The organism is Salinivibrio sp. ES.052 (genome assembly GCF_900141775.1).
Classification (GTDB): Bacteria; Pseudomonadota; Gammaproteobacteria; order Enterobacterales; family Vibrionaceae; genus Salinivibrio.
This window is the reverse complement of record NZ_FSRI01000002.1, coordinates 640,184-665,098: the sequence shown is the minus strand read 5'-3', so window position 1 is coordinate 665,098 and position 24,915 is coordinate 640,184. Positions and strand designations below refer to the sequence as shown.

Below are 24,915 nucleotides of genomic sequence, written 5' to 3'. Positions count from 1 at the left end.
ACACAACAGGGAGTCATCCATGAGCGAGAACAGCCAAGTCATTTTGTTTGACACAACGTTACGGGACGGTGAGCAGGCGCTGTCGGCAAGTTTAACGGTCAAAGAAAAACTGCAAATCGCACAAGCCTTGGACCGATTAAAGATCGATGTTATCGAAGCAGGCTTTCCCGTTTCATCACCCGGGGACTTTGAATCGGTCCGCACCATCGCTGAGCATATGCAACACGCGCGCGTCTGTGCCTTATCTCGTGCCGTGCCCAAAGACATTGATGTCGCTGCCGAGTCTCTCAAAACAGCCGACGCTTTTCGTATCCACACCTTCTTATCGACGTCGACAATTCATGTCAAAGATAAGCTACGCCGTAGCTATGACGATGTGGTGGAAATGGGCGTGCGTGCGGTCAAGCATGCGCGCCAATACACAGATGACGTTGAGTTCTCTTGTGAAGATGCCGGGCGTACACCGATCGATAATTTATGCCGCATGGTTGAGGCGGCGATCAATGCAGGCGCCACCACGGTCAACATCCCAGATACCGTGGGCTACACAGTGCCAAGCGAATTTGGCAGCATCATCTCTACCCTTTTCAATCGCGTCCCCAACATCGACAAAGCGGTGATCTCTGTCCATTGCCATGATGATTTAGGAATGTCAGTCGCCAACTCCATTGCTGCAGTGCAAGCCGGTGCTCGCCAAGTGGAAGGCACCATCAATGGCATTGGCGAACGTGCGGGTAACTGTGCGTTGGAAGAAATTGCGATGATATTAAAAACGCGTGCGGATATGTTGGGCGTCGAAACAGGCTTGAATCACACTGAAATTGCACGCACCAGTAAATTGGTGAGCCAACTCTGTAATATGCCCATTCAGCCCAATAAAGCCATTGTCGGCACCAATGCCTTTAGCCATTCCTCAGGCATCCACCAAGATGGCATGCTGAAAAACAAAAACACTTACGAAATCATGACGCCCGAATCGATTGGCTTAGGCAAAAAAGCACTGAACCTGACCAGCCGGTCTGGCCGTGCAGCGGTCAAAAGCCACATGGATAACCTCGGTTACACTGAGCAAGATTACGACGTAGAAAGTTTGTACCAGTCATTCTTGCAACTGGCCGATCGTAAAGGTCAGGTGTTTGATTACGATCTAGAAGCCCTGATGTTCTTCAACAATCTCAAAGAAGAAGACGACTTTTACAAACTCAACTATTTAGGTGTGCAATCAGGCAGCCTGATGGCCACCACCAGCATTAAACTGCAGTGTGGCGACGAAGAAAAACGCGAGGCCGCAATTGGTAATGGCCCCGTTGATGCCTTATATCAGTGTATTTATCGCATCACCGGTTACGACATTGAGCTAGATAAATTCGATCTGACCGCTAAAGGCGAAGGGGAAGATGGCCTCGGTCAAGCCGACATCATTGCCCATTACAAAGGTCGAAAATACCACGGCACCGGGGTCTCGACCGATATTATCGAAGCCTCTGGGGAAGCGTTACTCAATGTGATCAATGCCATTTATCGTGCCGACAAAATTGCCCAAATTAAGGAACAATCCCATTTAAAAAAGGAGACCGTATAATCATGGCCAGCGCACACCACATTGCAATCCTATCCGGTGACGGTATCGGCCCCGAAGTGATGGCTCAAGCCGAGAAAGTGCTCGACGCTGTCAGTGACCGTTTCTCACTCACCTTTGAGCGCCAGCATTATCCCGTGGGGGGCGCCGCGATCGACGCCCATGGCTCTCCGCTACCCGCGCATACATTGGCAGGCTGTGAACAAGCTGATGCGATTTTATTTGGCTCAGTGGGTGGCCCCAAGTGGGAACACTTACCTGCGACCGAGCAGCCAGAGCGTGGGGCACTGTTACCTCTGCGCAAACACTTTGGTCTGTTCTGTAATTTACGCCCGGCCCAGATCTACACCGGCCTAGAAAGCTTTTGCCCACTGCGCGCCGATATTGCCGACAAAGGCTTTAACATTGTGGTGGTGCGAGAACTGACCGGCGGCATTTACTTTGGCGAACCGAAAGGTCGCGAAGGCGAAGGCGAGCAAGAGAAAGCCTTTGATACCGAGGTCTATCACCGCTATGAAATTGAACGCATTGCTCGGATCGCCTTCCAGTCAGCCCAGCTACGTAACAAGCAAGTGTGCTCAATAGACAAAGCCAACGTGCTGCAAAGCTCAATGCTATGGCGTGAGGTAGTGGCTGAGGTCGCAAAAGACTATCCGGATGTCCGCTTAAACCATATGTACATCGACAACGCCACCATGCAGCTGATTAAAGATCCTGCCCAGTTTGATGTGATGCTGTGTTCCAACATTTTCGGCGACATCATCTCGGATGAATGCGCGATGATCACCGGCTCAATGGGCATGCTACCGTCAGCCAGTCTCAATGCCAGCAAATTTGGTTTGTATGAACCCGCTGGAGGATCCGCGCCCGATATCGCGGGGAAAAATATCGCCAACCCCGTAGCACAAATTTTATCTACCGCTCTGATGTTACGTTATTCATTAGGCGAAGACGATGCCGCAAGGGCTATTGAAAACGCGGTCAGCCAGGCATTAGCCGCCGGTGAACTCACCGCCGATCTGGCCAGCGATAAACCGGCGCTCAGCACCGAACAAATGGGCGATCGTATCGCCGCCTCTATCCGTCAAGGCGCATAAAAATTACAGAGTAAGGATACGAGTTATGTCGAATGCAACTCCCCAGCAAGGCGCAAAGACCTTGTATGAAAAAATCCACCAAGCCCATATTGTCACCGAACAGCCTGGTGAGGCGCCGCTTTTATACATTGACCGTCATTTGGTCCATGAAGTCACCTCACCGCAGGCCTTTGACGGCCTGCGAGAGAAAGGCCGTCCAGTGCGCCAAGTGAGTAAAACCTTCGCCACCATGGATCACAATGTCTCTACCGAAACCAAGGACATTAACGCGTCAGGAGAAATGGCGCGTATCCAGATGGAGACGCTAGCCAAAAACTGTGAAGAATTTGGTGTCACCCTGTATGACTTGAATCACCCCTACCAAGGCATTGTCCATGTGATGGGCCCGGAGCTCGGCATTACGTTGCCCGGCACGACGATCGTGTGTGGTGATTCTCATACCGCGACTCACGGTGCTTTTGGGGCGCTTGCATTTGGGATTGGCACCTCCGAAGTTGAGCACGTGCTCGCGACGCAAACCCTGAAGCAATCCCGCGCGCGCACCATGAAAATCGAAGTGACCGGTCCGACCGCGCCCGAGATCACCGCCAAAGACATCGTGCTAGCGATTATCGGCAAAGTGGGCCATGCAGGCGGCACCGGGCATGTGGTGGAATTTTGTGGTGATGCCATTACCCACTTGTCCATGGAAGGACGAATGACGGTCTGTAACATGGCGATAGAATTAGGCGCCAAAGCCGGCCTGATCGCCCCTGATGAGACCACCTTTGCCTATTTAAAAGACAAAAAATTCGCGCCCAAAGGCGAGCAATGGCAGCAAGCCGTTGACGTCTGGCAAACCCTCTACTCCGATCCCGATGCCGCCTTTGATCGTGTGATCACCCTGGATGGCCGCACCATCCACCATCAGGTGACTTGGGGAACCAATCCCGGCCAAGTCGTCAGTGTGCACGATAAGGTCCCAGCCCCTGAGCAAATGCATGATCCCATTGAGCGCCACTCGGCCGAACGCGCCCTCAAATATATGGGGCTAACGCCCGGCCAAGCGATCAAGGACATTACAATCGATAAAGTCTTTATTGGCTCTTGCACCAACTCACGGATTGAAGACATGCGGGCCGCCGCCGCGGTCGCTAAAGGTCGACGCGTGGCCGAGAACGTCCATGCCATGGTGGTCCCTGGATCTGAACAAGTACGTGCACAAGCAGAACAAGAAGGGCTGGATGTCATTTTCCGTGAGGCGGGCTTTGAATGGCGTTTACCCGGCTGTTCGATGTGTTTGGCGATGAATAACGATCGCTTAGGCCCCAAAGAGCGCTGCGCATCCACCAGCAACCGTAATTTTGAAGGGCGCCAGGGCCGCGAGGGACGTACCCACTTGGTTAGCCCAGCCATGGCCGCCGCGGCAGCGATTGCCGGTCATTTTGTCGACGTTAACCAATTATAAGGAGGCCTTATGTCAGGCATACACACTCATACCGGCATTGTTGCCCCTTTAGATGCAGCCAACGTCGATACCGATGCCATTATCCCAAAGCAGTTTTTGCAAAAAGTCACCCGCACTGGATTTGGTCAACACCTGTTTCACGATTGGCGTTTTCTGGATGATGCAGGCAAACAACCTAACCCCGACTTTGTCCTTAACCAACCCCGCTACCAAGGCGCAAGTGTGCTGCTGACCCGAGAGAACTTTGGTTGCGGATCATCACGCGAGCACGCACCGTGGGCATTGGACGACTATGGCTTTGCAGTCATCATTGCTCCCAGTTTTGCCGATATTTTTTATGGCAACTGCATCAATAATCAGATCGTACCGGTCACCCTGGATGAAGCACAAATCGATACCTTGTTTGCCTATGTGGCGGCCAATGAAGGCGCGACCGTGACCCTCGATTTACCCGCACAAACCATCCGTGCCGGTGAGCACGGCTTTAGCTTCCAGATGGATGACTTTCGCCGCCATTGCTTGCTCAATGGATTGGATAGTATCGGGCTCACATTGCAACATGAAGCCGACATATCGCGCTTTGAACAGCAGATCCCTGACTTCTTGACGTAAATCCATCCACTCATCGATAAAACGCTGCCTCAGCAGCGTTTTTTTATCGCTATATCCTGTTTTTTATCCCAAAATGAAATCAATAGGCTCTTGCCTTGGTCTAGTATATACAGACGTTTGATATCAATAGGGGATGGCGATGCTACAGCGTTTAACACTTCTACTCGGGTTACTTTTACCTCTGATCGCACACGCAGCCCCTAAAGCAGACTATTGGCCAATGTGGGACGCGCACAACCCTGATAGCCAAGCCACCTTTACTCATCACAGCTGGCAAGTGTTACTCGATAAGTATTTGCAACCTCAGGGGCAGCACACCTTATTTAACTATGCTGCGGTCACGGATCCCGACAAAGAGACACTCGATCATTACATTCGTATGCTGACAGAGCGCGACCCGCGCACCCTCACTAAAAACGAGCAATACGCTTACTGGGTCAACCTTTATAATGCAGTCACTGTGAAACTGATTTTAGCCGAGTATCCGGTGCGCTCCATCACCAAATTAGGGGGATTATTTAGCTTTGGGCCATGGGACGACGAGGTGGTTACGGTCGCTGGGGAGCCGCTCACGTTAAACGATATCGAACACCGTATTTTGCGCCCTCTTTGGCAAGACCCACGCACTCACTATGCGGTCAATTGCGCCAGCCTGGGCTGTCCCAACCTGCAATCCAAAGCCTTTCAAGCAAACTCACTTGAGGCACAGCTCGAACACGCGGCCTACACGTTTATTAACAGCGACAAAGGTGTCAGTCAGCAAGGCGGAAAATGGCAGCTTTCCTCCATTTATGAATGGTTCCAGGCTGACTTTGGCGGCGACGAAAAAGATGTGATCGCCCATATAAACCACTATCGCGATATGCCATTACCACAAGAGGCAACATTGGAATATGACTACAACTGGGACCTCAACCAACCCAGTGACTAAAAGGCTTGGTTAACACTAAGCCAATCAGTACAATAACAGCGTACTCATTGGGGAGCCTCTCGGCTGAGATTGCGCATTGCGCTAGACCCATCGAACCTGATCCAGCTAACACTGGCGTAGGGATTGAGATCTTGATGCTGTCATCAACTTGCCTCAACACCCACGCCCAACTTAGGAGCGTGCTGTGAAACATTTTTCTTCTCTTTTAATCCTGCTCTCTTTATCAGTGATATCGCTTGGCGCTCGTGCCGCCGACCCATTGACTGTCTATACCTATGATTCTTTTATCGCCGAATGGGGCGCTGGACCAAAAATCAAAACCGAATTTGAGAAACGTTGTGACTGCCAAGTAGAGTTCGTCTCACTGAATGATGGTGCCGCCTTGCTTAACCGCCTGCGTATTGAAGGGGAAACCACCAAAGCCGACATCGTACTCGGCATGGACACTAATTTAATGAAAGAGGCCGAACGTAGCGGCATTGTTGCGGAACACGCAGTCAATACCGAGCGTCTGCAAGTACCGGGCGGCTGGGACAATAAATTCTTTATCCCTTACGATTACGGCTATTTCGCTTTTGTGTATGACACGACCCGCTTGCTCGATCCACCCAAAAGCCTAAAAGCCTTGATTGAGGAGCGCGATGACATCAGTGTGATTTACCAAGACCCTCGGATCTCAACCGTCGGCCAAGGCCTAATGCTTTGGATCCAAAAGGTGTATGGCGATAACAATCAGCAAGCATGGCGCAAGCTTGCAGACAACACCATCACCGTCACCAAAGGCTGGACTGAAGCCTACAACATGTTCCTCAACAAAGAAGCCGATATGGTGCTCTCATACACCTCCTCACCCGCCTACCACCTGGTCACCGATGATGATGATCGCTTTGCCGCCGCCATGTTTGAAGAAGGGCACTACATGCAAATTGAGGTCGCGGCTAAATCTGCTTATACCGACCAACCAGAGCGAGCCGATGCATTTTTGCAATTTATGCTCAGTGATGCAGCACAGTCAGTCATTCCAACCACACAGTGGATGTACCCGGTGACCGATATCAGTTTGCCTGACGCCTTCTATACATTGAATAAGCCAGAAGAGAGCCTGTTGTATCAGCCCGATGAAGTGATGGGCAACCGCCAACAGTGGGTGCGCGATTGGCAAACCGCGCTGGTTGAATAGCCAAGATGCTCAACCCTTCTCGAACCTGGCCGGGCAGTATTGCGGCCAGCTTGGTCGTGGCTTTGATTGGGAGCGCACTCTGGGCGTTATTCTCTCACAGCCACGATTTGTCACTTGCCACCTTATGGCAAGATACCTATTTACGCCATGTCACCTATTTTAGTTTTAAACAGGCCGCCTTATCCGTCGTGCTTAGCGTTGGGCTGGCGGTGCCAGTCGCTCATGCACTGTCTCGCCGACAGTTTCCAGCAAAGGCATGGCTGCTGAAGCTATTCGCCATGACCTTGGTGCTCCCGGTCTTGGTGGGGGTCTTTGGATTGGTTGCTATCTATGGCCGTAGCGGCTGGATTGCACAAGCTTTCGCGCAATTCGATACTGCTATGCCGTTTTCTATTTATGGCTTAAGCGGCATTTTACTCGCCCATGTGTTTTTTAATCTCCCTTTTTCCGCCCAATTAATGGTACAAGCCTTAGAGGGGATCCCGGCCGATCAACGCCGTCTGGCTACCCAGCTAGGACTCAAAGGCTGGCAACGTTTTAAGCACCTAGAATGGCCATATTTACGCCAAAGCTTGCCGCATATCGTGGGGCTAGTATTTATGTTGTGCTTTACCAGCTTCGCGACTGTCATGGCACTGGGTGGCGGGCCAAAAGCGACGACCATCGAGCTGGCCATTTACCAAGCCATTCATTTTGATTTCGATTTACAAACGGGTGCTGTTCTCGCGCTGTGGCAAATGCTGCTGTGCGGAGCCATTGCATTTACTGTGCAAACATTGACACGTCCGCTGCCGAGCACGCCCAGTGAAGTGCTTCCGCTGCCTGCGTCTTTGGATAGCCGCGCCGCCAAATGCTGGGACAGTCTCTGGATTGGCCTCGTTTTGCTACTGGTGTTACCGCCTCTCGGCGTAGTGATTGCTCGGGGGCTGAACCCTAGCGCATTAGCGGTGCTCGGCGATAGCGCACTGTGGCAAGCGACTCTGCACTCGCTGTTCATTGCCACGGGCGCCACCGTCTTTGCTTTTGTGTTAGCCGTGGCGGTGATCTTAGCCAGTCGGCACTGGCGCTTACATGGACGAAAAAAACAGGCGGATGGGATTGAAACCCTCGGCGCTATCATTTTAGTGGTACCGAGTATCGTACTCAGCACCGGGCTCTTTTTGCTTTTCCGCCAGTTTAGTGATGTGTTTAGTCTCGCCTTATGGCTGGTAATGATCGTCAACGCACTCATGGCATTGCCCTATTTGATAAAAGTTCTAAGCGCGCCCGCCTATCAACTCGCTCAGTCCTATCATAACCTTTGTGCGACCTTGGGCCTCAAAGGTATAAATCGCCTACGTCTTATCGAATGGCAGTGCTTACGCGCGCCCATCGCGCGCGGCGTGGCGGTGAGTTTTGTGTTATCGATGGGCGATCTCAGTGCGATTGCACTTTTTGGCAGCCAAAACTTTCAAACCCTTCCGCTGTATTTGTTTCGCTTAATGGGCAGCTATCAAATGGAAGCGGGCGCGGCGGCGGCCATGCTGTTATTGCTCACTAGTTTGGGCTGTTATGCCCTACTGACCCGCCTTATCCAATGGAGGCAAGCATGCTAACTCTGTCTCATGTCCAATACCGCTACCAGCAAGATTGGATGACCTTTGACGCTCACATTGCCCCCGGAGAGATTGTGGCCGTGCTCGGACCCAGCGGAGCAGGGAAAAGCACCTTATTATCACTGATTGCTGGGCTGATCGCGCCAGATAGTGGCGAGATCACCATTGAAGACAAACCAGTCACCACGACGCCCGCCCACCAGCGGCCACTGTCTATCTTATTTCAAGAGCACAACGTCTTTACCCATTTGTCAGTATTCGACAATATGGCCATTGGTTTATCACCATCACTGAAGCTTACCGCCTCCCAACGTGACAGCATTCTCCGTGCCGCCCACGCCGTCGGTTTAACTGACTATCTGTCACGGCTGCCCGGTCAACTCTCGGGCGGTCAACGCCAACGCATTGCTTTAGGCCGGAGCATCGCCCGTAATCAACCATTGCTGTTATTAGATGAACCTTTTTCTGCGCTCGATCCCGCGCTTAAAAAAGACATGCTGTCGTTGGTCAAACGCACTGCCCAAGAGCAAGGCACCACCGTGGTAATGGTCACCCACCACCCGGAAGATGCACAAGCGATTGCCACCCAATTTGTTTACTTGGATCAAGGCCAAATCCAACTTTATCAGCCGGTGAACGCACTGAACGATCCACCTAGGGTTATGCGTGACTATATCGGGCAGCGGATTGCATGAACATAATGGCACCCTTTGTATTGGGTTCTATACTTATGATTTGCATGGACAGTTAAAAGGAGGCGCCTTGTGGCCGCTAGTAGCATCCAAATTCTTGACTCGATCGTTGATTTTACAGCTGAAACTGAAGTGGATGCCATTACCAAGAGTCTACTCACATCAATCACCGCACTCACCCCAGTGGATGAAGTGGTGCTTCTCGACTACTGCGCCGATATGCAACCAGCTTTTACCGTATTAGGTACCAACGCGAATAGCGCTTTCCAACAAGAAAACATTGACCAAATCGACGCGTTACTTGATGAGTGCCTATCCACACAAAAAATCACGCAACACCACAGTGACGATCATGTTTTGATTGCGATCCCCATTTATTATGAGAAAGGCGATGATATCCGCAGTATTCTTTGCGGCCGAGCCACGACACTCTCCCATGAACAACGGGCACTGCTATCAGGCCTCACTCATATTTATGAAAACTATCAACAAATCATCATGGCCAGTGAAAGAGACAGTTTTACCAGTTTGTTCAACCGTAAGGTGTTATCTAAGAAACTCGACCTTATCTGTGAACGCTTAGCTCAAAGTGAATCGGTTGATGATGACGATGCTGAGCACGTGCAATCACCGTGGATTGGTATCTTCGATATTGACCATTTTAAACAGATTAATGACAACTTTGGTCATGTGTTTGGTGATGAAGTCATCTTATTGATCGCCTCATTAATGCGTCAGGCGTTTTCCGCACAAGACTCTTTATTTCGATACGGAGGAGATGAGTTTGTGGTGCTATTTCAGCCCTGCACTCGTGCAATGGCAGAACAAAAAGCCAACACATTGGTTGCTAATGTGAATGCGCGTGATTTTGGCGCGGCGCAAACGGTGACCATTTCAATGGGGGCGACGCGCATTGAGCGCGGACAGCTCAGCACAAGTACCATTTTGGGCAATGCCGATCAGGCGCTTTATCACGCGAAACAAAATGGACGCAATCAAGTTGCCTTTTATGATGATCTTCGCCAATCTGGCATGATAAAAACCTTTGTTGCTGAAGACGATGTCGAACTGTTTTAGGCGACGGATAAAGGTGGCAGCCTGAGGACCGCCACCGAATATCCACGATTATAAATTCTCTTCGGCAAATTCAGCCAACCGACTGCGTACCACGCCATTGAGGTACACACAGGCACTGCCTTCAAAGTTTTTAAACCGCTCGACAATATAGGTGAGCCCAGATGTTACTGGGGTCAAATACGAAGAGTCAATTTGTGCTAAGTTTCCAGAGCACACCAACTTTGTTCCCTCACCGCAGCGGGTGATGATGGTTTTCAATTGGGATGCCGTTAGATTCTGGCACTCATCTAAAATCACAAAGGCATTTTGAATCGAGCGGCCACGCATAAAATTGATCGATTTAAACTGCAGATTGGCCTTTTCCATAATGTAACGCATCGAACCATCGGTACATTCATCTTGCATATGCAACGCCTCGAGCGTATCGGTCACTGCGCCCAACCAAGGCAGCATTTTTTCTTCTTCCGTCCCCGGTAAAAAGCCGATGGACTCACCAATATCTGGCGTGTTGCGGGTGACAATGATTTTGTCATACATCCCCTTCTCTACGACCAATTCCAGCGCCGCTGCCATGGCCAAAATGGTTTTACCGCAACCTGCAGGGCCAGTGAGGATCGACAGATCAATGCTGGGATCCAGCAAGGCATCCAGCGCCATTCCTTGATAGATATTTTTCGGTTTAACATCCCATGCCGAACGGTGCATTAATCGCTCGCGACTCAGATCTTTAATGACGACTTTTTCCCCGTTTATGGCTTGAACCCTCGCGGCAAAATCACCGCTATCGTCTAATAAATATTGATTAATAAACGGCGTTTCAAGCAATTCAGATGGTAACGTGTGCAGGGTATCCGAGCCATAGGCTTGGCTATCACATTCGCCCACACTATCCCAAAAATTACCAGCAAACTGATGGAAGCCTTTGGTGAGCAAACGAACATCGTCGATTAACTGATCGGAGCGATAGTCTTCGACATGCATCACGCCAGCGCCTTTGGCGCGTAGACGCATGTTGATGTCTTTAGTCACCAACACCACTTTTCGCGGTGAGCGTTTGGTTTGTAAGTGAAGGACAACATTTAATATCCGGTTATCACCGGCTTTATCTGCAAACGCATGGACGGTTTCTTTAATCTCAAAATCGGCAAGAATAGATACCGTGCCGGTGGCATCCCCTTTGCCAACCATAATGCCTTCGCCAATTTCATCGGGTGTGGCTTCTTTGAAGATATCTTCTAATACTCGAATCGCAACCCGTGCATCACGTGAGACATCACGCTTGCTATCTTTGATGCGATCTAATTCTTCGAGGACAGTCATGGGGATCACGACATCGTGTTCTTGAAAGGAGTAAATAGAGAAGGGTTCGTGGAGGAGAATATTGGTATCCAATACAAACAACTTCCGGTCAGCGTCGCCCATAGGCACCTCCTGTGTCGGCAGTTCGCTGTCGCAATGACAGCGCGTAAAGTAAGCATAGACCTGGCCATTGGTAACCGCCCAACTCGTTTTACTGCGCCAGTTCACGCTTTTATCTTTGCCGCGCTTTAATGACGATTGTATGTCAACGCGATCTTTGCAGCGATTCGTTGAGTTTCATCGTGACCCTCCTCACAAGTTGAAGTACTATTGGCGACCAATTTTTTCAGTGCCACACTGAATAACACACGACTTAAAGAGGGTTGCGTCCGCGCAGCACCGAGTCTTTCGACAATCGAGTTAATTCAGAGGTTTTCCCTTATGTCATTTGCGCTTGGACAACGTTGGATCAGTGATACGGAGCATGATCTTGGACTGGGCACCGTCGTGTCCGTAGATGGCCGTACCGTGACCCTAATGTTTCCTGCTAGTGATGAAACACGGCTATACGCCAGCCATGATGCCCCCGTCACCCGGGTGATGTTTAACCCCGGTGACAACGTAGAGAGCCACGAAGGCTGGACCATGACGGTCACACGTGTTGAGGAAAACGATGGCGTATTAACCTATTTCGGCACCCGCGAAGACACAGAAGACGAAGAGGTTTCGCTGCGTGAAATCTTGCTCAGCCATCATATCCGTTTTAATAAGCCGCAAGACAAACTCTTTGCCGGTCAGATAGACCGCATGGATCGCTTTGCATTGCGCTATCGGGCTTTGATCAATCAACATCAACAGCTGCGCAGCCCATTACGCGGTCTCACAGGGATGCGGGCAGGCTTGATCCCACATCAACTTTACATTGCCCATGAAGTGGGTCGCCGCCATGCGCCGCGTGTGCTATTGGCCGATGAAGTCGGTCTAGGTAAAACGATTGAAGCGGGAATGATCATCCACCAGCAAGTGCTCGCGGGTCGTGCGGAACGCGTGCTGATCGTGGTACCCGAGACCTTACAACACCAGTGGTTGGTTGAGATGATGCGCCGCTTTAACCTGCACTTTTCTATTTTTGACGAAGAGCGCTGTGTCGAAGCCTTTGCCGACTCACCGAATCCCTTTGATACCCAACAATTGGTATTATGCTCACTCGAATTTTTGCGTAAAAATCGACGTCGCGTTGAGCAAGTGTGCGAGACCCATTGGGATTTGCTTGTGGTAGACGAAGCCCACCACCTCACCTGGACTCCCGATGCTCCGAGTCGTGAATATCAAATCATCGAAAGTATTGCCGAACACACGCCCGGTGTCTTGCTACTCACTGCGACCCCAGAACAACTTGGCCAGCAAAGCCATTTTGCCCGCTTACGCCTGCTCGATCCCGATCGTTTTTATGACTACAACGCCTTCATCGACGAAGCCGCACAATATGCTCCCGTTGCCGATGCTGTTGAAGCCTTACTTGCCGATGCACCACTAAGCGATGAGGCCCAAAATGGCATTCGTGCCCTATTACAAAGTGACGAACTCGACGACCGTCTCGCTGATATTCATAGTGGTGATGATGCAACCAAGCAAAGCGCTCGCCAACAGCTGATTGATGATTTAATGGACCGCCACGGTACAGGCCGAGTGTTATTTCGTAATACCCGCGCGGCAATTAGCGGCTTCCCAAGCCGTCAACTACACATGCACCCGCTGGCCTTGCCCAGCCAGTATCAAACCGCCATGCGCGTCGCGACCATGATGGGTGGCACTGGTACACGCGAGCAAAAAGCGGTACAAAACCTCTACCCAGAAGATATTTACCAGCAGTTTGAGGGCGACAGCGCCAGTTGGTGGGGATTTGACCCACGCATCGATTGGTTACTGGATTACCTAAAAACACATCGCAGCGATAAAGTGCTGATCATTTGCTCACGCGCCCAAACCGCACTCACGTTGGAGCAAGCGTTGCGTGAGCGTGAAGGTATTCGCGGAACCGTATTCCATGAAGGCATGTCGATTGTCGAACGTGATAAGGCTGCGGCCTACTTTGCACAGGAAGAAGGTGGCGCACAGGTTCTCATTTGTTCTGAAATTGGCTCAGAAGGACGTAACTTCCAGTTTGCTCATCAGTTGGTGATGTTTGACTTGCCAATGAATCCAGACTTACTCGAACAGCGCATTGGTCGCCTTGACCGTATTGGTCAGAACCAAGATATTGCTATTCATGTTCCTTACCTTGAAGGCACCGCACAAACCATTTTAGCGCGTTGGTATCATGAAGGCCTGGATGCGTTTGAAGATACCTGCCCCACTGGCCGGGCAGTCTTTGAGCAATATAGTGAAACCTTATTGGCACTGCTGGCGAACAACCAACAAGATGAGTCGCTGAGTACGCTCATCAACGACAGCGCCGCCATGAACCAACGTCTGAAAGCGGAGATGGAACAAGGGCGCGATAAGTTATTGGAAATGCACTCTCACGGTGGGAAGGCCGCGAATGAGCTGGCACAGACGATTGCCGCACATGATGGAGACACCGACTTAGTCACCTTTACGCTAGGGCTGTTTGACACCATTGGCGTCAACCAAGACGACAAGGGCGAAAACGCATTAGTCGTCAAACCGTCAGAGCACATGATGGTCCCGAGTTACCCTGGCCTGCCAGCCGATGGCTGCACATTGACCTTTGACCGAGAAACGGCCCTAAGCCGCGAAGATGTCCAATTTGTGTCTTGGGAGCATCCCATTGTTCGTGGCGGGATTGATTTGTTGCTAAGCGAAAGCATCGGCACCACGGCGGTTTCGCTACTTAAAAACAAATCGCTACCGGTTGGTACCTTGTTCGTTGAACTTATCTACACGGTTGATGCACAAGCCCCAAAATCCTCTGGCATTCACCGTTTCTTACCACAAACGCCCGTTCGGTTGTTGTTAGACGCCAATGGCAATGATCTCTCGTCAAATGTCGAGTTTGAACATTTCCAGCGCCAACTCAGCCCGGTAAATCGTCATTTGGGCAGTAAAATGGTCAACTCGGTGCAGGCTCAGGTACATCAGCTCATCGAAAAAAGCGACCCACTGGCAGAAAAAGCCTTAGCCGATATTCAAGCCTCTGCCTATCAAGAAATGGACAGTGAACTGAATCAGGCACTGGCGCGACTCGAAGCACTTAAAACGGTTAACCCAAATATCCGTGATGATGAACTCGACGCGCTGCGTGATCAAATCAGCACTCTCTCGCACCATATTCAACACGCACAAATCGATTTAGATGCCCTGCGCTTGATTGTGGTCAGCCACCAGTAATCACTCTTAAACGAAGGCGGGGCCCGCTGGCCCCGATCCCTTATATGGCAATGACTGAATATCATCCTCCCACGGAGCCCTGGCTCGATATCTTATATCAAGACGCTGATTTGGTAGTCATCAATAAACCCAGTGGCTTGCTTGCTAACCCCGGGCGAGACCCGGCCCACTATGACAGTGCTTGGTCACGTGTAAAGGCCGCGTTTGCCGACGCCGAGTTAGTGCACCGACTCGACATGTCGACGTCCGGCGTCATGGTGTTTGCGGCACACAAAGAGGCTGAGCGGCACCTCAAAGCCCAATTTCGTGATCGGATCCCCACCAAGTTATATTACGCCGAAGTCTGGGGGCACCCTGAGCCTGCTGAAGGTAACGTTGACTTGCCCTTAATTTGCGATTGGCCCAACCGCCCAAGGCAAAAAGTCTGTTTTGAACACGGTAAACCCTCGCAAACTCACTATCGCTGTTTGCGTCAAGGCGCACAGACGAGCTTAATGGCTCTGTACCCACTCACAGGACGTTCGCATCAACTGCGCGTTCACATGCAAGCGCTTGGGCACGGTATTGTCGGTGACGAGTTTTATGCCCGGCCAGAAGCCTTTCGGTATGCCTCTCGTCTGCACTTACATGCCGCGGAGTTGAGCATTTTGCACCCGACCACCCACATGCCGATGCACTTTCAGGCCCCCTGTGATTTTTATCATGACATGCCGAATAACCGGCTTACGAGTGACTATCAACTGGCACAGAATGGCGGCTAGTGGGCGCAGAGTAAATATGGGTGGCACTCATCCGACACACGGTTTCATCACAACCTGACGGTTAAGGTTTGCAGAAACGACGCAAATCTCACACCCTAGAGCCATGCATTGAGACACGGAGACCCACATGGCTCATCACTCCCCCATCAAGGTCGTCTTTCTTGATCAAGACACCCTTCCTGACCATATCCCGCTTCCCACGCTTCGCCATCCTCATCACTGGCAAGCTTATGGTGCGACCGCGCCTCATGCAGTGATCGAACGACTGAAAGAAGCCGATGTCGCCATCACCAACAAAGTCGTGCTCAGTGACGATATCCTCGCGGCCTTACCAAATCTTAAACTGATTGCTGTCGCCGCCACCGGCGTCAACAATGTCGACCTAGATGCCTGTCGTACACGCGGTATTCAAGTTTGTCACATACAAGGTTATGCGGTGCAATCGGTTCCCGAGCATGTGATGGCACTCATTTTTGCGTTAAAGCGTCAACTGATGGGGTATCACAACGATGTGCGTCAGGGTGAGTGGCAGAAGCATGGGCAGTTTTGCTTTTTCACCCATCCGATTGGCCGTGTCGCAGGCAGTACGTTAGGGATTATTGGTAAAGGGGCATTGGGTCAAGCGGTTGCGCAGCTGGCACAGGCCGTCGGGATGACCGTCATCTTTGCTGAGCACCAAGACGCCAGCGAATGCCGGCCGGGCTATCAACCTTTTGAACAAGTGATTCGCCAGGCAGATGTGCTCTCGCTGCATTGTCCGTTAACCGATAAGACCCAACACCTGATTAATCAAGATGTGTTGGCCAAGATGCCACAGCATGCCATATTGATTAATACTGGACGCGGCGATCTCGTGGATGAACAGGCCTTATTATACGCGTTGAAAAGCGGTCAAATTGGTGGCGCAGGCTTGGATGTGCTGAGTGAAGAGCCAGCGCCGGATGCACACCCGTTGGTCTCAGCGTCCTTATCCAACCTCATCGTCACCCCGCATGTTGCGTGGGGCGCCGATGATGCGGTGAAGACGCTGGTACAACAGCTGGTAGACAACATTGATGGCTTTTTTAGCGGTGCACCACAACACACCCTCATCGATTAAACGCATATCGATTAAAGGAGCACGCCCGCTACATATCGCGGGCTTTTTTTACCACATCGTACGCTTTTTGGATTTCTTGCGTTTTTTCTTTGGCAAGTTCCATCATTTCAGGCGGTAAACCTTTCGCCATCAATTTATCGGGGTGATGTTCATTCATCAATTTCCGATACGCTTTTTTCACCTCTTGAGAGGAAGCGGAAGGTTCAACACCTAATACGTCATAGGCATCCTCAATTTCACTCTGCTGTGGCGGCGCACCAGGGCCATCGGATTGATGCTGCCACCCGCCTTGATAGCCTTGGCTAAAGCGAAATGCGGCTTCTTGCATCCGTAAACGTTGCTCTAGCTGCTGTGGCGAAAAGCCTAAGCCCTCGGCAATCACATACAAAAGCTCACGCTCTTTGGGATGAAGTTCACCGTCTGCAAAGGCTGCTTGCACCTGAACTTCCAAAAAGAAACTCAATAAATCACGCCGGCCCTGACTCAGGGTACGAATACCACTGAGGGTTTCATCCAGCGGAAAGTCACTGTCCTTCCCCTCACGGAACGCCTGCTGGGCCAATTGTCTGACTTCACCATGCAGCTGCATACGATCCATCAGTAAGCTAGCCAGCTGGATTTCTTGTTGCGTCACCTGTCCTTTGGCTTTCGCCATATGTCCCATCACCGCGAAGGTGCCATGGAAAAAAACACGTTGCGCTTGAGGGCCTTGCGCCCCAAATCCACGGCCAAACCCACCGAAACGCGCGCGCTGTTTGGCTTTATCAAACTGATGACCTAAAAATAGGCCAAGAAAAAAACCGATTGGGCCTCCCAACAAAATGCCGAGAAAAGCACCAATTACCTTGCCATATAGTTGCATGCCATGGTCTCATTGCTAGTTTCACACCCTGCACATTTACAGGTGATGCTGGGCGTAAATTGATTTATGATAATCACATTTTGCAGCCAAAGCATACTGATGCGTTGCCTTCGTGTACACCACGCAATCAGATAAAACAGGAATGTCTTCTTCAATGTCACCGACTGCACGTAGCTTTTTAGCCACCATGATCAGCCTGACGCTCTACGGCCCAGCACTTGTGTTTGCCAACACAGACCAAGATACCCAGCCCTGCATTGATAGTGAGGCGCGGTGTATCCCCGATAGTGAGCAGACACAAGATGTCAATAATGCGCCTATTCGAGTGGTCGCGGATCGTGCGGAGGCACAAACTAACGAGAAAGCCATCTACAGCGGTAATGTAGAGGTGACGCAAGGTCATCGTAAAATGACGGCCGATACCGCAACATTACGTGACCCTGAGCGTATCGTCACCGCACAAGGAGATGTGGTCTTCAATGATGGGCAAATGATGGTGACTTCTGATTACCTACAAGCCAATCTCGAAAACGAAGACACCACGCTTAATAACGCCCAGTACAAAATGCTGTGTACCCCAGGGAGGGGTGAAGCAAAACGGGTGTTTAAAAACGGCACCACCTTCTATGAGCTTGAGGACGGCACCTATACCACGTGTCCAGATGAAGATAAAAGCTGGCGTTTTTCCGCCTCAAAGATTGAGAAAGAAGATAACAGCTTATTTGCCAACCTTTATCACCCCAAATTTGAGGTGATGAATGTACCGATCTTTTATCTGCCATACCTGCGGGTACCAGTTGAAGATGGCAGGCTAACGGGCTTTTTATACCCCTCAATCTCGTGGAGCGATCGCGATGGCATTGAGATGGAAACACCATTTTATTGGAATATCCATCCACAAATTGATGCGACGCTTACGCCCAAATACATGTCGGAGCGGGGCGTACAGTTAAACACTAACATCCGTTACCTTGCGCCTTTTGGTAGCGGGTCACTGTATTCTGAATACCTTCCCGATGACCAGCGCAACCCTGATCTCGATGCACGTTGGGGCTTTAACTGGCAACATGACGGTGTACAAGGTCACTGGCGTTACGAAGCCGATTACAGCAAAGTCAGTGATATTGCCTACTTCCAAAATATCGATTCCGATGTCGGTAAGCGTGAAGACAACACCTTACTCCAAACCGGTGAAATCAGTTACCGCGGCTTAGACTGGAACAGCACAGTCCGTGTCCGTGATTTCCAAGCTCTAACCGAAAACACCAGCGTTTACCGTCTGATGCCACAAGTGGATATAAACTATTACGCGCCTCAGGTCGCTAACTGGCTAGACATCAGTGTTCCTGCGCAATTTAGTGTGTTTGCGAATGACGACCCTAATAAACCAGAAGCAACACGGACACACCTGGCACCCACATTGACGATGCCGTTTACCCGACCTTGGTTTAACGCCACTGCAGAAGCTAGCATGCTGTATACGCATTACGATCAACGCTTTGACAACGCAATGCCGGATGCAGAATCGACAGCAACACTGAGTAAGTCGGTTGAACGAAAAATTCCGACCATGCGATTACATTCTGGATTGGTCTTGGAGCGCAACTTCTGGGCGATGGGAGGCCACTTTAGCCAAACCCTCGAGCCACAGATCCAGTATTTGTACATCAAAGACGTGGATCAGGGGGATATCTATAACCCCGTCAACTTTAGCGGCGGTGGCTATGATACCGCACGCCTACAGACCGACTACTATGGCCTATTTCGCGGCAACCAATTTAGCAGCATCGATTATATTAATCCGGCAAATCAACTCACCTACGGTGCCACCACGCGCTTTTACGACGGTGGCTACAAAGAACGTTTGAATCTGTCATTCGGGCAAATCTATTACTTTGACCAACCCTCTAACCAAGATGCAGAAACCTTTGATTACTCATCTTGGGCATTAGAAGGAGAGGCCAACATCGATGACAATTTCTTTTTGCGGGCCTCCATGCAATATGACAGCAACCTTAGCGAAATGCAGTTTGGTAATGCGATTGCTGAATACCGCCGCGGCCAATTTTATGCCCAAACCAGTTATCGCTACGTTGCACAAGAGTATATTGTCTCAACGCTGCCAAACCGAAATATCAGTCGACTCACTGATGACGGCCTCTCACAAGCTGGTGTCGTCACCGGCTTCCCGCTTTGGGATGGCCTCAGTTTTAAAGGGCAGTACTGGCGTGATATGACCCAAGATATCATGCTAGAAAACCAGCTCAGTCTTACCTACCGCTCCGATTGCTGGGTGGTCGGGTTAAGTTATAACGAATACTTACTCTCGCGGTCCAACATTAATGCCGACCCGGTTTACGATAACAATGTGACCTTGTCATTTAGTCTTCTTGGGCTGGGGGCAGACAGTGGCTTTAATTTCAGCACTGACTCAGGCAACGCGCTGGGTTATCGCGATCCCTTTGCATTAAAGAACTAACGCGCCTTATTGTGGTCTGGACTGTTGAACCTATGAATAAAAGTGGACAAAGAATGAACAAATGGAGTCACGCCCTCATCACTGGCGTTTTAGTGTTGCTTACCCCCTTGACGCAAGCGGCACCCAAAGAGCTCGATCGTGTGATCGCAGTAGTGAACGATGGCGTGGTATTGCAGAGTGAAATGACGGCAATGCGCCACACCGTTACCCTAAATGCAGCCAATAGCGATCGTGAATTGCCTCCTCAAGATGTACTTGAAGAGCAAATGCGCGAACGGCTTATCGTCGAAGAACTCCAGCTACAGGAAGCGAAACGCCTAGGCATTCAAATTGACGATAGTCAGTTGCAACAAGCTATCCGTAACATTGCTCAAGAACAGTCGATCAGTGTTGACGCTTTACGCGAAAAAATGGCCGATCAAGGTGTATCTTGGGGACAGTACCGAGAGCAAGTACGCCGGGAGCTGACCATCTCAGAAGCCCGCAATGCACAGGTACGCCGCCGTATTAGCATTTTGCCGCAAGAAGTGGAGACATTAGCCAGTCAGCTTAATGAGCAAAAAATGCAAAAAGTGCGTTATAAGCTCTCGCATATCCAACTAAAATTGGATGATGACGCGGATAAAGCTGAACGTGAAGCGGTGAAAAAGCAAGCGTATCGCTTAGTCGATACGTTACGTCATGCCGGCAACGTGGCTGAGCTGGCGATGGAATATTCCAAAGGACCCAAAGCACTTGATGGCGGAGACTGGGGCTGGTTACGCCTAGAAGAAATGCCAACCATTTTCGCCGACCAAATTACCAACCAAGGAAAAGGCGCGATTATCGGGCCATTTCGCAGTGGTGTGGGTTTTCATATTTTGAAAATCGATGATGTGCAAGGTTTGGAAACGGTCGCGGTTACCGAAGTCAAAGCCCGCCATATTTTGATCAAACCCTCGATCGTGCTCAGTGATAAAGGGGCGAAAAAAGAGCTCAACCAGCTGATTGCACAAGTTGAACGTGGCGAACAAAGCTTTGCCGATTTAGCTAAACAATACAGTGATGATCCCGGCTCTGCCGTAAACGGCGGCGACTTAGGTTGGTCAACCACAGACGCCTATGTGCCCGCGTTTAAAGCCAAGGTTGACACCCTCCCAGAGGGGAAAATCAGCGATCCTTTTAAGACTGTACATGGCTGGCATATTGTCGAAGTGACCGATCGTCGCGATGTCGACAAAACCGATGCGGCAGTTAAAAACCGTGCTTACCGTATGCTGTTCAACAGAAAGTTTAATGAAGAAGCACAAGCTTGGCTTCAAACACTACGCGCAGGCGCCTATGTTGAGGTAATCAGTGATGACAGCTGAGCGTATCGCCATTACACCTGGGGAGCCCGCAGGTATTGGTCCGGACTTGGTCTTAGCAATGGCTCTCCTCTCTTGGCCGCATCAGCTGGTGGCGGTCGCCAATAAGCAAATGTTGGCAGAGCGAGCCCAAGCCCTCAATCTCGCTGTCAGTTTGCGCGACTACGACGCATCCGCTCTGCCTCGTCCTCATCAAGCCGGGGAGCTAGTCGTTGCGGATATCCCGATGGGAGCAGCGGTGGTGCCAGGCCAGTTAGATGAAGCCAATGGCCGCTATGTGCTCGAGACGCTGACTCGAGCGGCAGAGGGCAATATGTCAGGCGAATTTGCGGCCGTTGTCACCGGGCCCGTGCATAAAGGGATCATCAATCGCGCTGGCGTGTCCTTCAGTGGCCATACCGAATTTTTTGCCCAACACGCCAACGTTAATCAAGTGGTGATGATGCTGGCCACCGAAGGCTTGCGTGTTGCGTTAGTCACGACGCACATCCCACTCGCCTATGTCGCTAAAGCCATTACGCGTGAGCGCTTGCATGATGTCATCGCGATTTTACATCAGGATTTACAAGAGAAATTCGCGATTAAGCAACCACGAATTTATATCTGTGGTCTCAATCCGCACGCGGGTGAGGACGGCTGCCTAGGTCGAGAAGAAATCGATATTATTATTCCAGCACTCGACGAGTTACGCGAACAGGGCATGGATATCGTCGGTCCGTTGCCCGCCGACACCCTTTTTCAAGATAAATATTTGCAAGATACCGACGCTGTCTTAGCGATGTATCACGACCAGGGCTTACCTGTGTTAAAATTCAAAGGATTTGGACGCTCAGTGAATATCACCTTGGGCCTCCCCTTTGTCAGAACATCAGTAGATCATGGTACCGCATTGGATTTAGCGGGTACCGGTACGGCGGATACAGGAAGCCTGCGGACGGCCATCTCCCACGCCATTGAATTAGTAGATAGCAAAGCATGAGCGATAAAGTCCATCAAGGCCACCGTGCCAGAAAACGTTTCGGACAAAACTTCCTAAACGACCCCTATGTCATCGACGAAATTGTATCGGCGATCAATCCTCTCTCGGGTGAAAACCTGGTAGAGATTGGTCCGGGTTTAGGTGCATTAACCGAGCCTGTTACCGAACAAGTCGATCACCTCAATGTGGTCGAACTTGACCGCGATCTGGCCGCACGCTTGCGTAGCCACCCTTTTATGGGGCGTAAACTAACGGTTTATGAAGCCGATGCCATGGCGTTTGATTTCGCGGAGCTGGCGAAAAAAGGGCCGCTGCGCATTTTCGGTAACCTACCGTACAATGTATCAACACCGCTAATGTTCCACCTCTTTTCCTTTGCCGATCACGTGCAAGATATGCACTTTATGCTGCAAAAAGAAGTGGTGAAACGTCTCGCTGCCGGACCAGGCACCAAGGCCTATGGTCGCCTCACTGTGATGGCACAATACTATTGCAAAGTGGTCCCAGTGTTGGAAGTGCCGCCGAGTGCCTTTAAGCCGTCACCCAAGGTCGATTCAGCCGTTGTTCGCCTCGTTCCACATCAAACGTTGCCTCACCCTGTTACCAATTTGTCATGGTTGGAGCGCGTTTGTCGTGAAGGATTTAACCAACGTCGTAAAACGATTCGTAACGGTTTTAAGTCGCTGGTCGATGTTGACACCTTGACTGCGCTCGGTATCGACCCCAGTTTACGTCCTGAGAACATGACACTGGCGCAGTTCTCTAGCCTAGCAAACTGGTTAGACGCGAATCATTCATCATAAACAGGAGCCTTGACTTGCAAGCCACTGAACAAACGCAATTCGAGATCCACGTTGCGACGCAATACGTGGAAGATCAATCAGAGCCAGATAACGAGCGTTTCGTCTTTTCTTATACGGTAACGATTAAAAATCAGGGAGATGCCCCCGCGCAACTGATGCGTAGGAAGTGGTTGATCACCGATGCAAATGGCAAAGAGCTAGAAATCGAAGGGGAAGGCGTTGTCGGCGAGCAGCCCAAGATCGCAGCCGGGGAAAAGTACACTTATACCAGTGGCACCATCATTGAGACGCCTGTGGGCGTGATGCAAGGCTTTTACACCATGCAAGATCAAGACGATCAGTCGTTTAAAGTCGATATCGCGCCTTTCCGTCTCGCGCTGCCAAACATACTCCATTAATCCCATCAAGGAGGCATATGGCGACCTATCTTGTCGGAGATATCCATGGCTGTGAGCGTACATTGCGTGCGCTTCTTACCAAGGTCGGTTTTTCCCCAGATAAAGACACTTTGTACTCAGTCGGGGATTTGGTCGCGCGAGGGCCAGATTCACTTAGCGTATTACGTTACTTTTATCAGCTAGGGGACGCGGCTAATCTCGTGTTGGGTAATCATGACTTACATTTGCTTGCAGTGGCAAATGGTATTAAGCCTGTCAAAGTAAAAGACAATACCCAGCCGATCCTTGATGCGCCTGATCGGGAGCAACTGCTTGACTGGCTGGCACAACAGCCGCTTCTAATAGACGTCTCCGCGCCTGACGGTGGCTTTTTGCTAACCCATGCTGGAGTTAGCCCGCAATGGGATAAAGACACGGCGGTGGCCTGTGCGCGCGAGGTAGAAGCGATACTGTGCAGTGATGATCAGTATTGGCTACTGGAAAACATGTATGCCGACAGCCCAGAACAGTGGGATCCGGTGCTGACTGGACTCGCACGTTATCGTTATATCATTAATAGCTTCACGCGGATGCGCTTTTGCTACCCTGATGGACGTCTGGATATGCAGTGCAAATTACCCCCTGCTCAAGCATCAGACAGTGGCTTATTGCCCTGGTTTGACGTACCTGAACGCCAACCACTTGAACAAGCGGTGGTCTTTGGCCACTGGGCCGCACTGAATGGCACCCTGCAGCCCAAACTCTATGGGTTAGATACTGGCTGTGTTTGGGGAGGTAAGCTCACACTGCTTCGTTGGGAAGACAAAGCCTGCTTTACCCTCCCAGCCCAGTAGAAAAAGGTTAAGCGCGATCCCAGACCGTAAAGGTGACGGGGTGGGCATTTTTTTCATCCACTGGGTGCGTGCCGACCTCTGTTTTTACCCATCCCTCTCCCCATAGCGGAAAGCGGGTGTCGCCATCGACGTCCAAATCAATAAAGGTGAGATACAAGCGGTCGGCACGAGGCAGAAACGCCTGATAGATAGTGCCACCACCAATCACCATCACTTCTTCATTGCCAGCAACAACCTCAAGCGCTTGCTCGGGAGAGCGCACCACAGTGACACCCTCTGGCGAAAAATCCGAATCACCACTGATCACCACATTGAGACGCTTAGGCAGCGGACGCCCAATCGACTCAAAGGTTTTACGTCCCATCACCACAGGATGGCCCAGTGTTGTGCGCTTAAACCACGCTAAATCAGCCGGTAAGTACCAAGGCATCTGGTTGTCTTTTCCGATCACTCGGTCGTTTGCCATTGCGGCTACTAAGCTAACTCGCATTGCGA

The 24,915-nt window shown here is 50.8% G+C and carries 21 protein-coding genes and 1 riboswitch; of the genes, 18 read left to right on the top strand and 3 right to left on the bottom strand.

From position 1 onward, the window contains the following. Positions 1-19: 19 nt before the first annotated feature. The 9 genes from leuA to BUQ98_RS12690 all read left to right on the top strand — a co-directional run bounded on the left by leuA (position 20) and on the right by BUQ98_RS12690 (position 10,210). A complete protein-coding gene (gene leuA / locus BUQ98_RS12730; RefSeq protein WP_074214158.1) occupies positions 20-1,582 on the top strand; it encodes a 2-isopropylmalate synthase in 1,563 nt (520 codons plus the stop codon). A gap of 2 nt (positions 1,583-1,584) precedes the next feature. Next, on the top strand, positions 1,585-2,676 hold the full coding sequence (leuB, locus tag BUQ98_RS12725) for a 3-isopropylmalate dehydrogenase (RefSeq protein ID WP_074214157.1): 1,092 nt from the start codon (positions 1,585-1,587) through the stop codon (positions 2,674-2,676). A 25-nt stretch (positions 2,677-2,701) separates the two neighbouring features. Continuing rightward, entirely contained in the window at positions 2,702-4,123 is a 1,422-nt protein-coding gene (gene leuC, locus BUQ98_RS12720; protein WP_074214156.1) for a 3-isopropylmalate dehydratase large subunit, read from the top strand. Positions 4,124-4,132: 9 nt separating this feature from the next. Next, positions 4,133-4,735 (top strand): 3-isopropylmalate dehydratase small subunit, encoded by a 603-nt coding sequence (gene leuD / locus BUQ98_RS12715; protein ID WP_074214155.1) that lies wholly within the window; start codon positions 4,133-4,135, stop codon positions 4,733-4,735. Between the two features lie 139 nt (positions 4,736-4,874). After that, positions 4,875-5,666, top strand: a complete 792-nt coding sequence (locus BUQ98_RS12710; protein WP_074214154.1) for a DUF547 domain-containing protein — start codon at positions 4,875-4,877, stop codon at positions 5,664-5,666. Positions 5,667-5,704: 38 nt separating this feature from the next. Beyond that, positions 5,705-5,806: riboswitch (TPP riboswitch) on the top strand. Positions 5,807-5,850: 44 nt separating this feature from the next. Then, on the top strand, positions 5,851-6,846 hold the full coding sequence (gene thiB, locus BUQ98_RS12705; protein WP_074214153.1) for a thiamine ABC transporter substrate binding subunit: 996 nt from the start codon (positions 5,851-5,853) through the stop codon (positions 6,844-6,846). Between the two features lie 5 nt (positions 6,847-6,851). Continuing rightward, positions 6,852-8,441 (top strand): thiamine/thiamine pyrophosphate ABC transporter permease, encoded by a 1,590-nt coding sequence (thiP, locus tag BUQ98_RS12700; protein ID WP_074214152.1) that lies wholly within the window; start codon positions 6,852-6,854, stop codon positions 8,439-8,441. Next, positions 8,435-9,136, top strand: coding sequence for a thiamine ABC transporter ATP-binding protein (thiQ, locus tag BUQ98_RS12695; RefSeq protein WP_074214151.1), 702 nt, complete (start codon positions 8,435-8,437; stop codon positions 9,134-9,136). Before thiP ends, thiQ begins: the two co-directional genes overlap by 7 nt. A gap of 69 nt (positions 9,137-9,205) precedes the next feature. Then, complete coding sequence (locus BUQ98_RS12690; protein WP_074214150.1) at positions 9,206-10,210, top strand: GGDEF domain-containing protein; 1,005 nt, start codon at positions 9,206-9,208, stop codon at positions 10,208-10,210. Between the two features lie 48 nt (positions 10,211-10,258). Here the strand turns inward: BUQ98_RS12690 and BUQ98_RS12685 are convergent, their stop codons facing one another. Then, a complete protein-coding gene (locus tag BUQ98_RS12685) occupies positions 10,259-11,632 on the bottom strand; it encodes a PhoH family protein (RefSeq protein WP_074214149.1) in 1,374 nt (457 codons plus the stop codon). A 318-nt stretch (positions 11,633-11,950) separates the two neighbouring features. Here BUQ98_RS12685 and rapA point away from each other — a divergent pair, with 318 nt between their 5' ends. From rapA to BUQ98_RS12670, 3 genes are all read left to right on the top strand, one after another. Continuing rightward, positions 11,951-14,860, top strand: coding sequence for an RNA polymerase-associated protein RapA (rapA, locus tag BUQ98_RS12680; protein ID WP_074214148.1), 2,910 nt, complete (start codon positions 11,951-11,953; stop codon positions 14,858-14,860). A gap of 44 nt (positions 14,861-14,904) precedes the next feature. Beyond that, positions 14,905-15,621 carry a bifunctional tRNA pseudouridine(32) synthase/23S rRNA pseudouridine(746) synthase RluA gene (rluA, locus tag BUQ98_RS12675; RefSeq protein WP_074214147.1) on the top strand — a complete coding sequence of 239 codons (717 nt, stop codon included), beginning with the start codon at positions 14,905-14,907 and terminating at the stop codon, positions 15,619-15,621. Between the two features lie 127 nt (positions 15,622-15,748). Continuing rightward, positions 15,749-16,720 carry a D-2-hydroxyacid dehydrogenase gene (locus tag BUQ98_RS12670; protein WP_074214146.1) on the top strand — a complete coding sequence of 324 codons (972 nt, stop codon included), beginning with the start codon at positions 15,749-15,751 and terminating at the stop codon, positions 16,718-16,720. Between the two features lie 28 nt (positions 16,721-16,748). Here the strand turns inward: BUQ98_RS12670 and djlA are convergent, their stop codons facing one another. Then, positions 16,749-17,582, bottom strand: coding sequence for a co-chaperone DjlA (gene djlA / locus BUQ98_RS12665; protein ID WP_074214145.1), 834 nt, complete (start codon positions 17,580-17,582; stop codon positions 16,749-16,751). Positions 17,583-17,736: 154 nt separating this feature from the next. Here djlA and lptD point away from each other — a divergent pair, with 154 nt between their 5' ends. The 6 genes from lptD to apaH are packed head-to-tail and all read left to right on the top strand — an operon-like array spanning position 17,737 to position 24,420. Next, positions 17,737-20,061 carry an LPS assembly protein LptD gene (gene lptD, locus BUQ98_RS12660; protein ID WP_074214144.1) on the top strand — a complete coding sequence of 775 codons (2,325 nt, stop codon included), beginning with the start codon at positions 17,737-17,739 and terminating at the stop codon, positions 20,059-20,061. Positions 20,062-20,114: 53 nt separating this feature from the next. Further along, positions 20,115-21,410, top strand: coding sequence for a peptidylprolyl isomerase SurA (surA, locus tag BUQ98_RS12655; protein WP_074214143.1), 1,296 nt, complete (start codon positions 20,115-20,117; stop codon positions 21,408-21,410). Then, complete coding sequence (gene pdxA / locus BUQ98_RS12650) at positions 21,400-22,386, top strand: 4-hydroxythreonine-4-phosphate dehydrogenase PdxA (RefSeq protein ID WP_074214142.1); 987 nt, start codon at positions 21,400-21,402, stop codon at positions 22,384-22,386. The genes surA and pdxA overlap by 11 nt, the downstream gene beginning before the upstream one ends. Continuing rightward, entirely contained in the window at positions 22,383-23,189 is an 807-nt protein-coding gene (gene rsmA / locus BUQ98_RS12645; RefSeq protein WP_074214141.1) for a 16S rRNA (adenine(1518)-N(6)/adenine(1519)-N(6))-dimethyltransferase RsmA, read from the top strand. The genes pdxA and rsmA overlap by 4 nt, the downstream gene beginning before the upstream one ends. A 14-nt stretch (positions 23,190-23,203) precedes the next feature. Continuing rightward, complete coding sequence (gene apaG, locus BUQ98_RS12640) at positions 23,204-23,587, top strand: Co2+/Mg2+ efflux protein ApaG (RefSeq protein ID WP_074214140.1); 384 nt, start codon at positions 23,204-23,206, stop codon at positions 23,585-23,587. 17 nt (positions 23,588-23,604) lie between these two features. Then, on the top strand, positions 23,605-24,420 hold the full coding sequence (gene apaH / locus BUQ98_RS12635) for a bis(5'-nucleosyl)-tetraphosphatase (symmetrical) ApaH (protein ID WP_074214139.1): 816 nt from the start codon (positions 23,605-23,607) through the stop codon (positions 24,418-24,420). 7 nt (positions 24,421-24,427) lie between these two features. On the opposite strand, the gene folA is transcribed toward apaH, so the two are convergent. Then, positions 24,428-24,910, bottom strand: coding sequence for a type 3 dihydrofolate reductase (gene folA, locus BUQ98_RS12630; RefSeq protein ID WP_074214138.1), 483 nt, complete (start codon positions 24,908-24,910; stop codon positions 24,428-24,430). Positions 24,911-24,915 lie beyond the last annotated feature (5 nt).

Bases quoted from the DNA above. Each gene is read 5' to 3' on its own strand.
- leuA (WP_074214158.1), top strand. From the start codon at position 20: ATGAGCGAGAACAGCCAAGTCATTTTGTTTGACACAACGTTACGGGAC.
- leuB (WP_074214157.1), top strand. From the start codon at position 1,585: ATGGCCAGCGCACACCACATTGCAATCCTATCCGGTGACGGTATCGGC.
- leuC (WP_074214156.1), top strand. From the start codon at position 2,702: ATGTCGAATGCAACTCCCCAGCAAGGCGCAAAGACCTTGTATGAAAAA.
- leuD (WP_074214155.1), top strand. From the start codon at position 4,133: ATGTCAGGCATACACACTCATACCGGCATTGTTGCCCCTTTAGATGCA.
- BUQ98_RS12710 (WP_074214154.1), top strand. From the start codon at position 4,875: ATGCTACAGCGTTTAACACTTCTACTCGGGTTACTTTTACCTCTGATC.
- thiP (WP_074214152.1), top strand. From the start codon at position 6,852: ATGCTCAACCCTTCTCGAACCTGGCCGGGCAGTATTGCGGCCAGCTTG.
- thiQ (WP_074214151.1), top strand. From the start codon at position 8,435: ATGCTAACTCTGTCTCATGTCCAATACCGCTACCAGCAAGATTGGATG.
- BUQ98_RS12685 (WP_074214149.1), bottom strand. From the start codon at position 11,632: ATGGGCGACGCTGACCGGAAGTTGTTTGTATTGGATACCAATATTCTC.
- rapA (WP_074214148.1), top strand. From the start codon at position 11,951: ATGTCATTTGCGCTTGGACAACGTTGGATCAGTGATACGGAGCATGAT.
- rluA (WP_074214147.1), top strand. From the start codon at position 14,905: ATGGCAATGACTGAATATCATCCTCCCACGGAGCCCTGGCTCGATATC.
- BUQ98_RS12670 (WP_074214146.1), top strand. From the start codon at position 15,749: ATGGCTCATCACTCCCCCATCAAGGTCGTCTTTCTTGATCAAGACACC.
- djlA (WP_074214145.1), bottom strand. From the start codon at position 17,582: ATGCAACTATATGGCAAGGTAATTGGTGCTTTTCTCGGCATTTTGTTG.
- lptD (WP_074214144.1), top strand. From the start codon at position 17,737: ATGTCACCGACTGCACGTAGCTTTTTAGCCACCATGATCAGCCTGACG.
- surA (WP_074214143.1), top strand. From the start codon at position 20,115: ATGAACAAATGGAGTCACGCCCTCATCACTGGCGTTTTAGTGTTGCTT.
- pdxA (WP_074214142.1), top strand. From the start codon at position 21,400: ATGACAGCTGAGCGTATCGCCATTACACCTGGGGAGCCCGCAGGTATT.
- rsmA (WP_074214141.1), top strand. From the start codon at position 22,383: ATGAGCGATAAAGTCCATCAAGGCCACCGTGCCAGAAAACGTTTCGGA.
- apaH (WP_074214139.1), top strand. From the start codon at position 23,605: ATGGCGACCTATCTTGTCGGAGATATCCATGGCTGTGAGCGTACATTG.
- folA (WP_074214138.1), bottom strand. From the start codon at position 24,910: ATGCGAGTTAGCTTAGTAGCCGCAATGGCAAACGACCGAGTGATCGGA.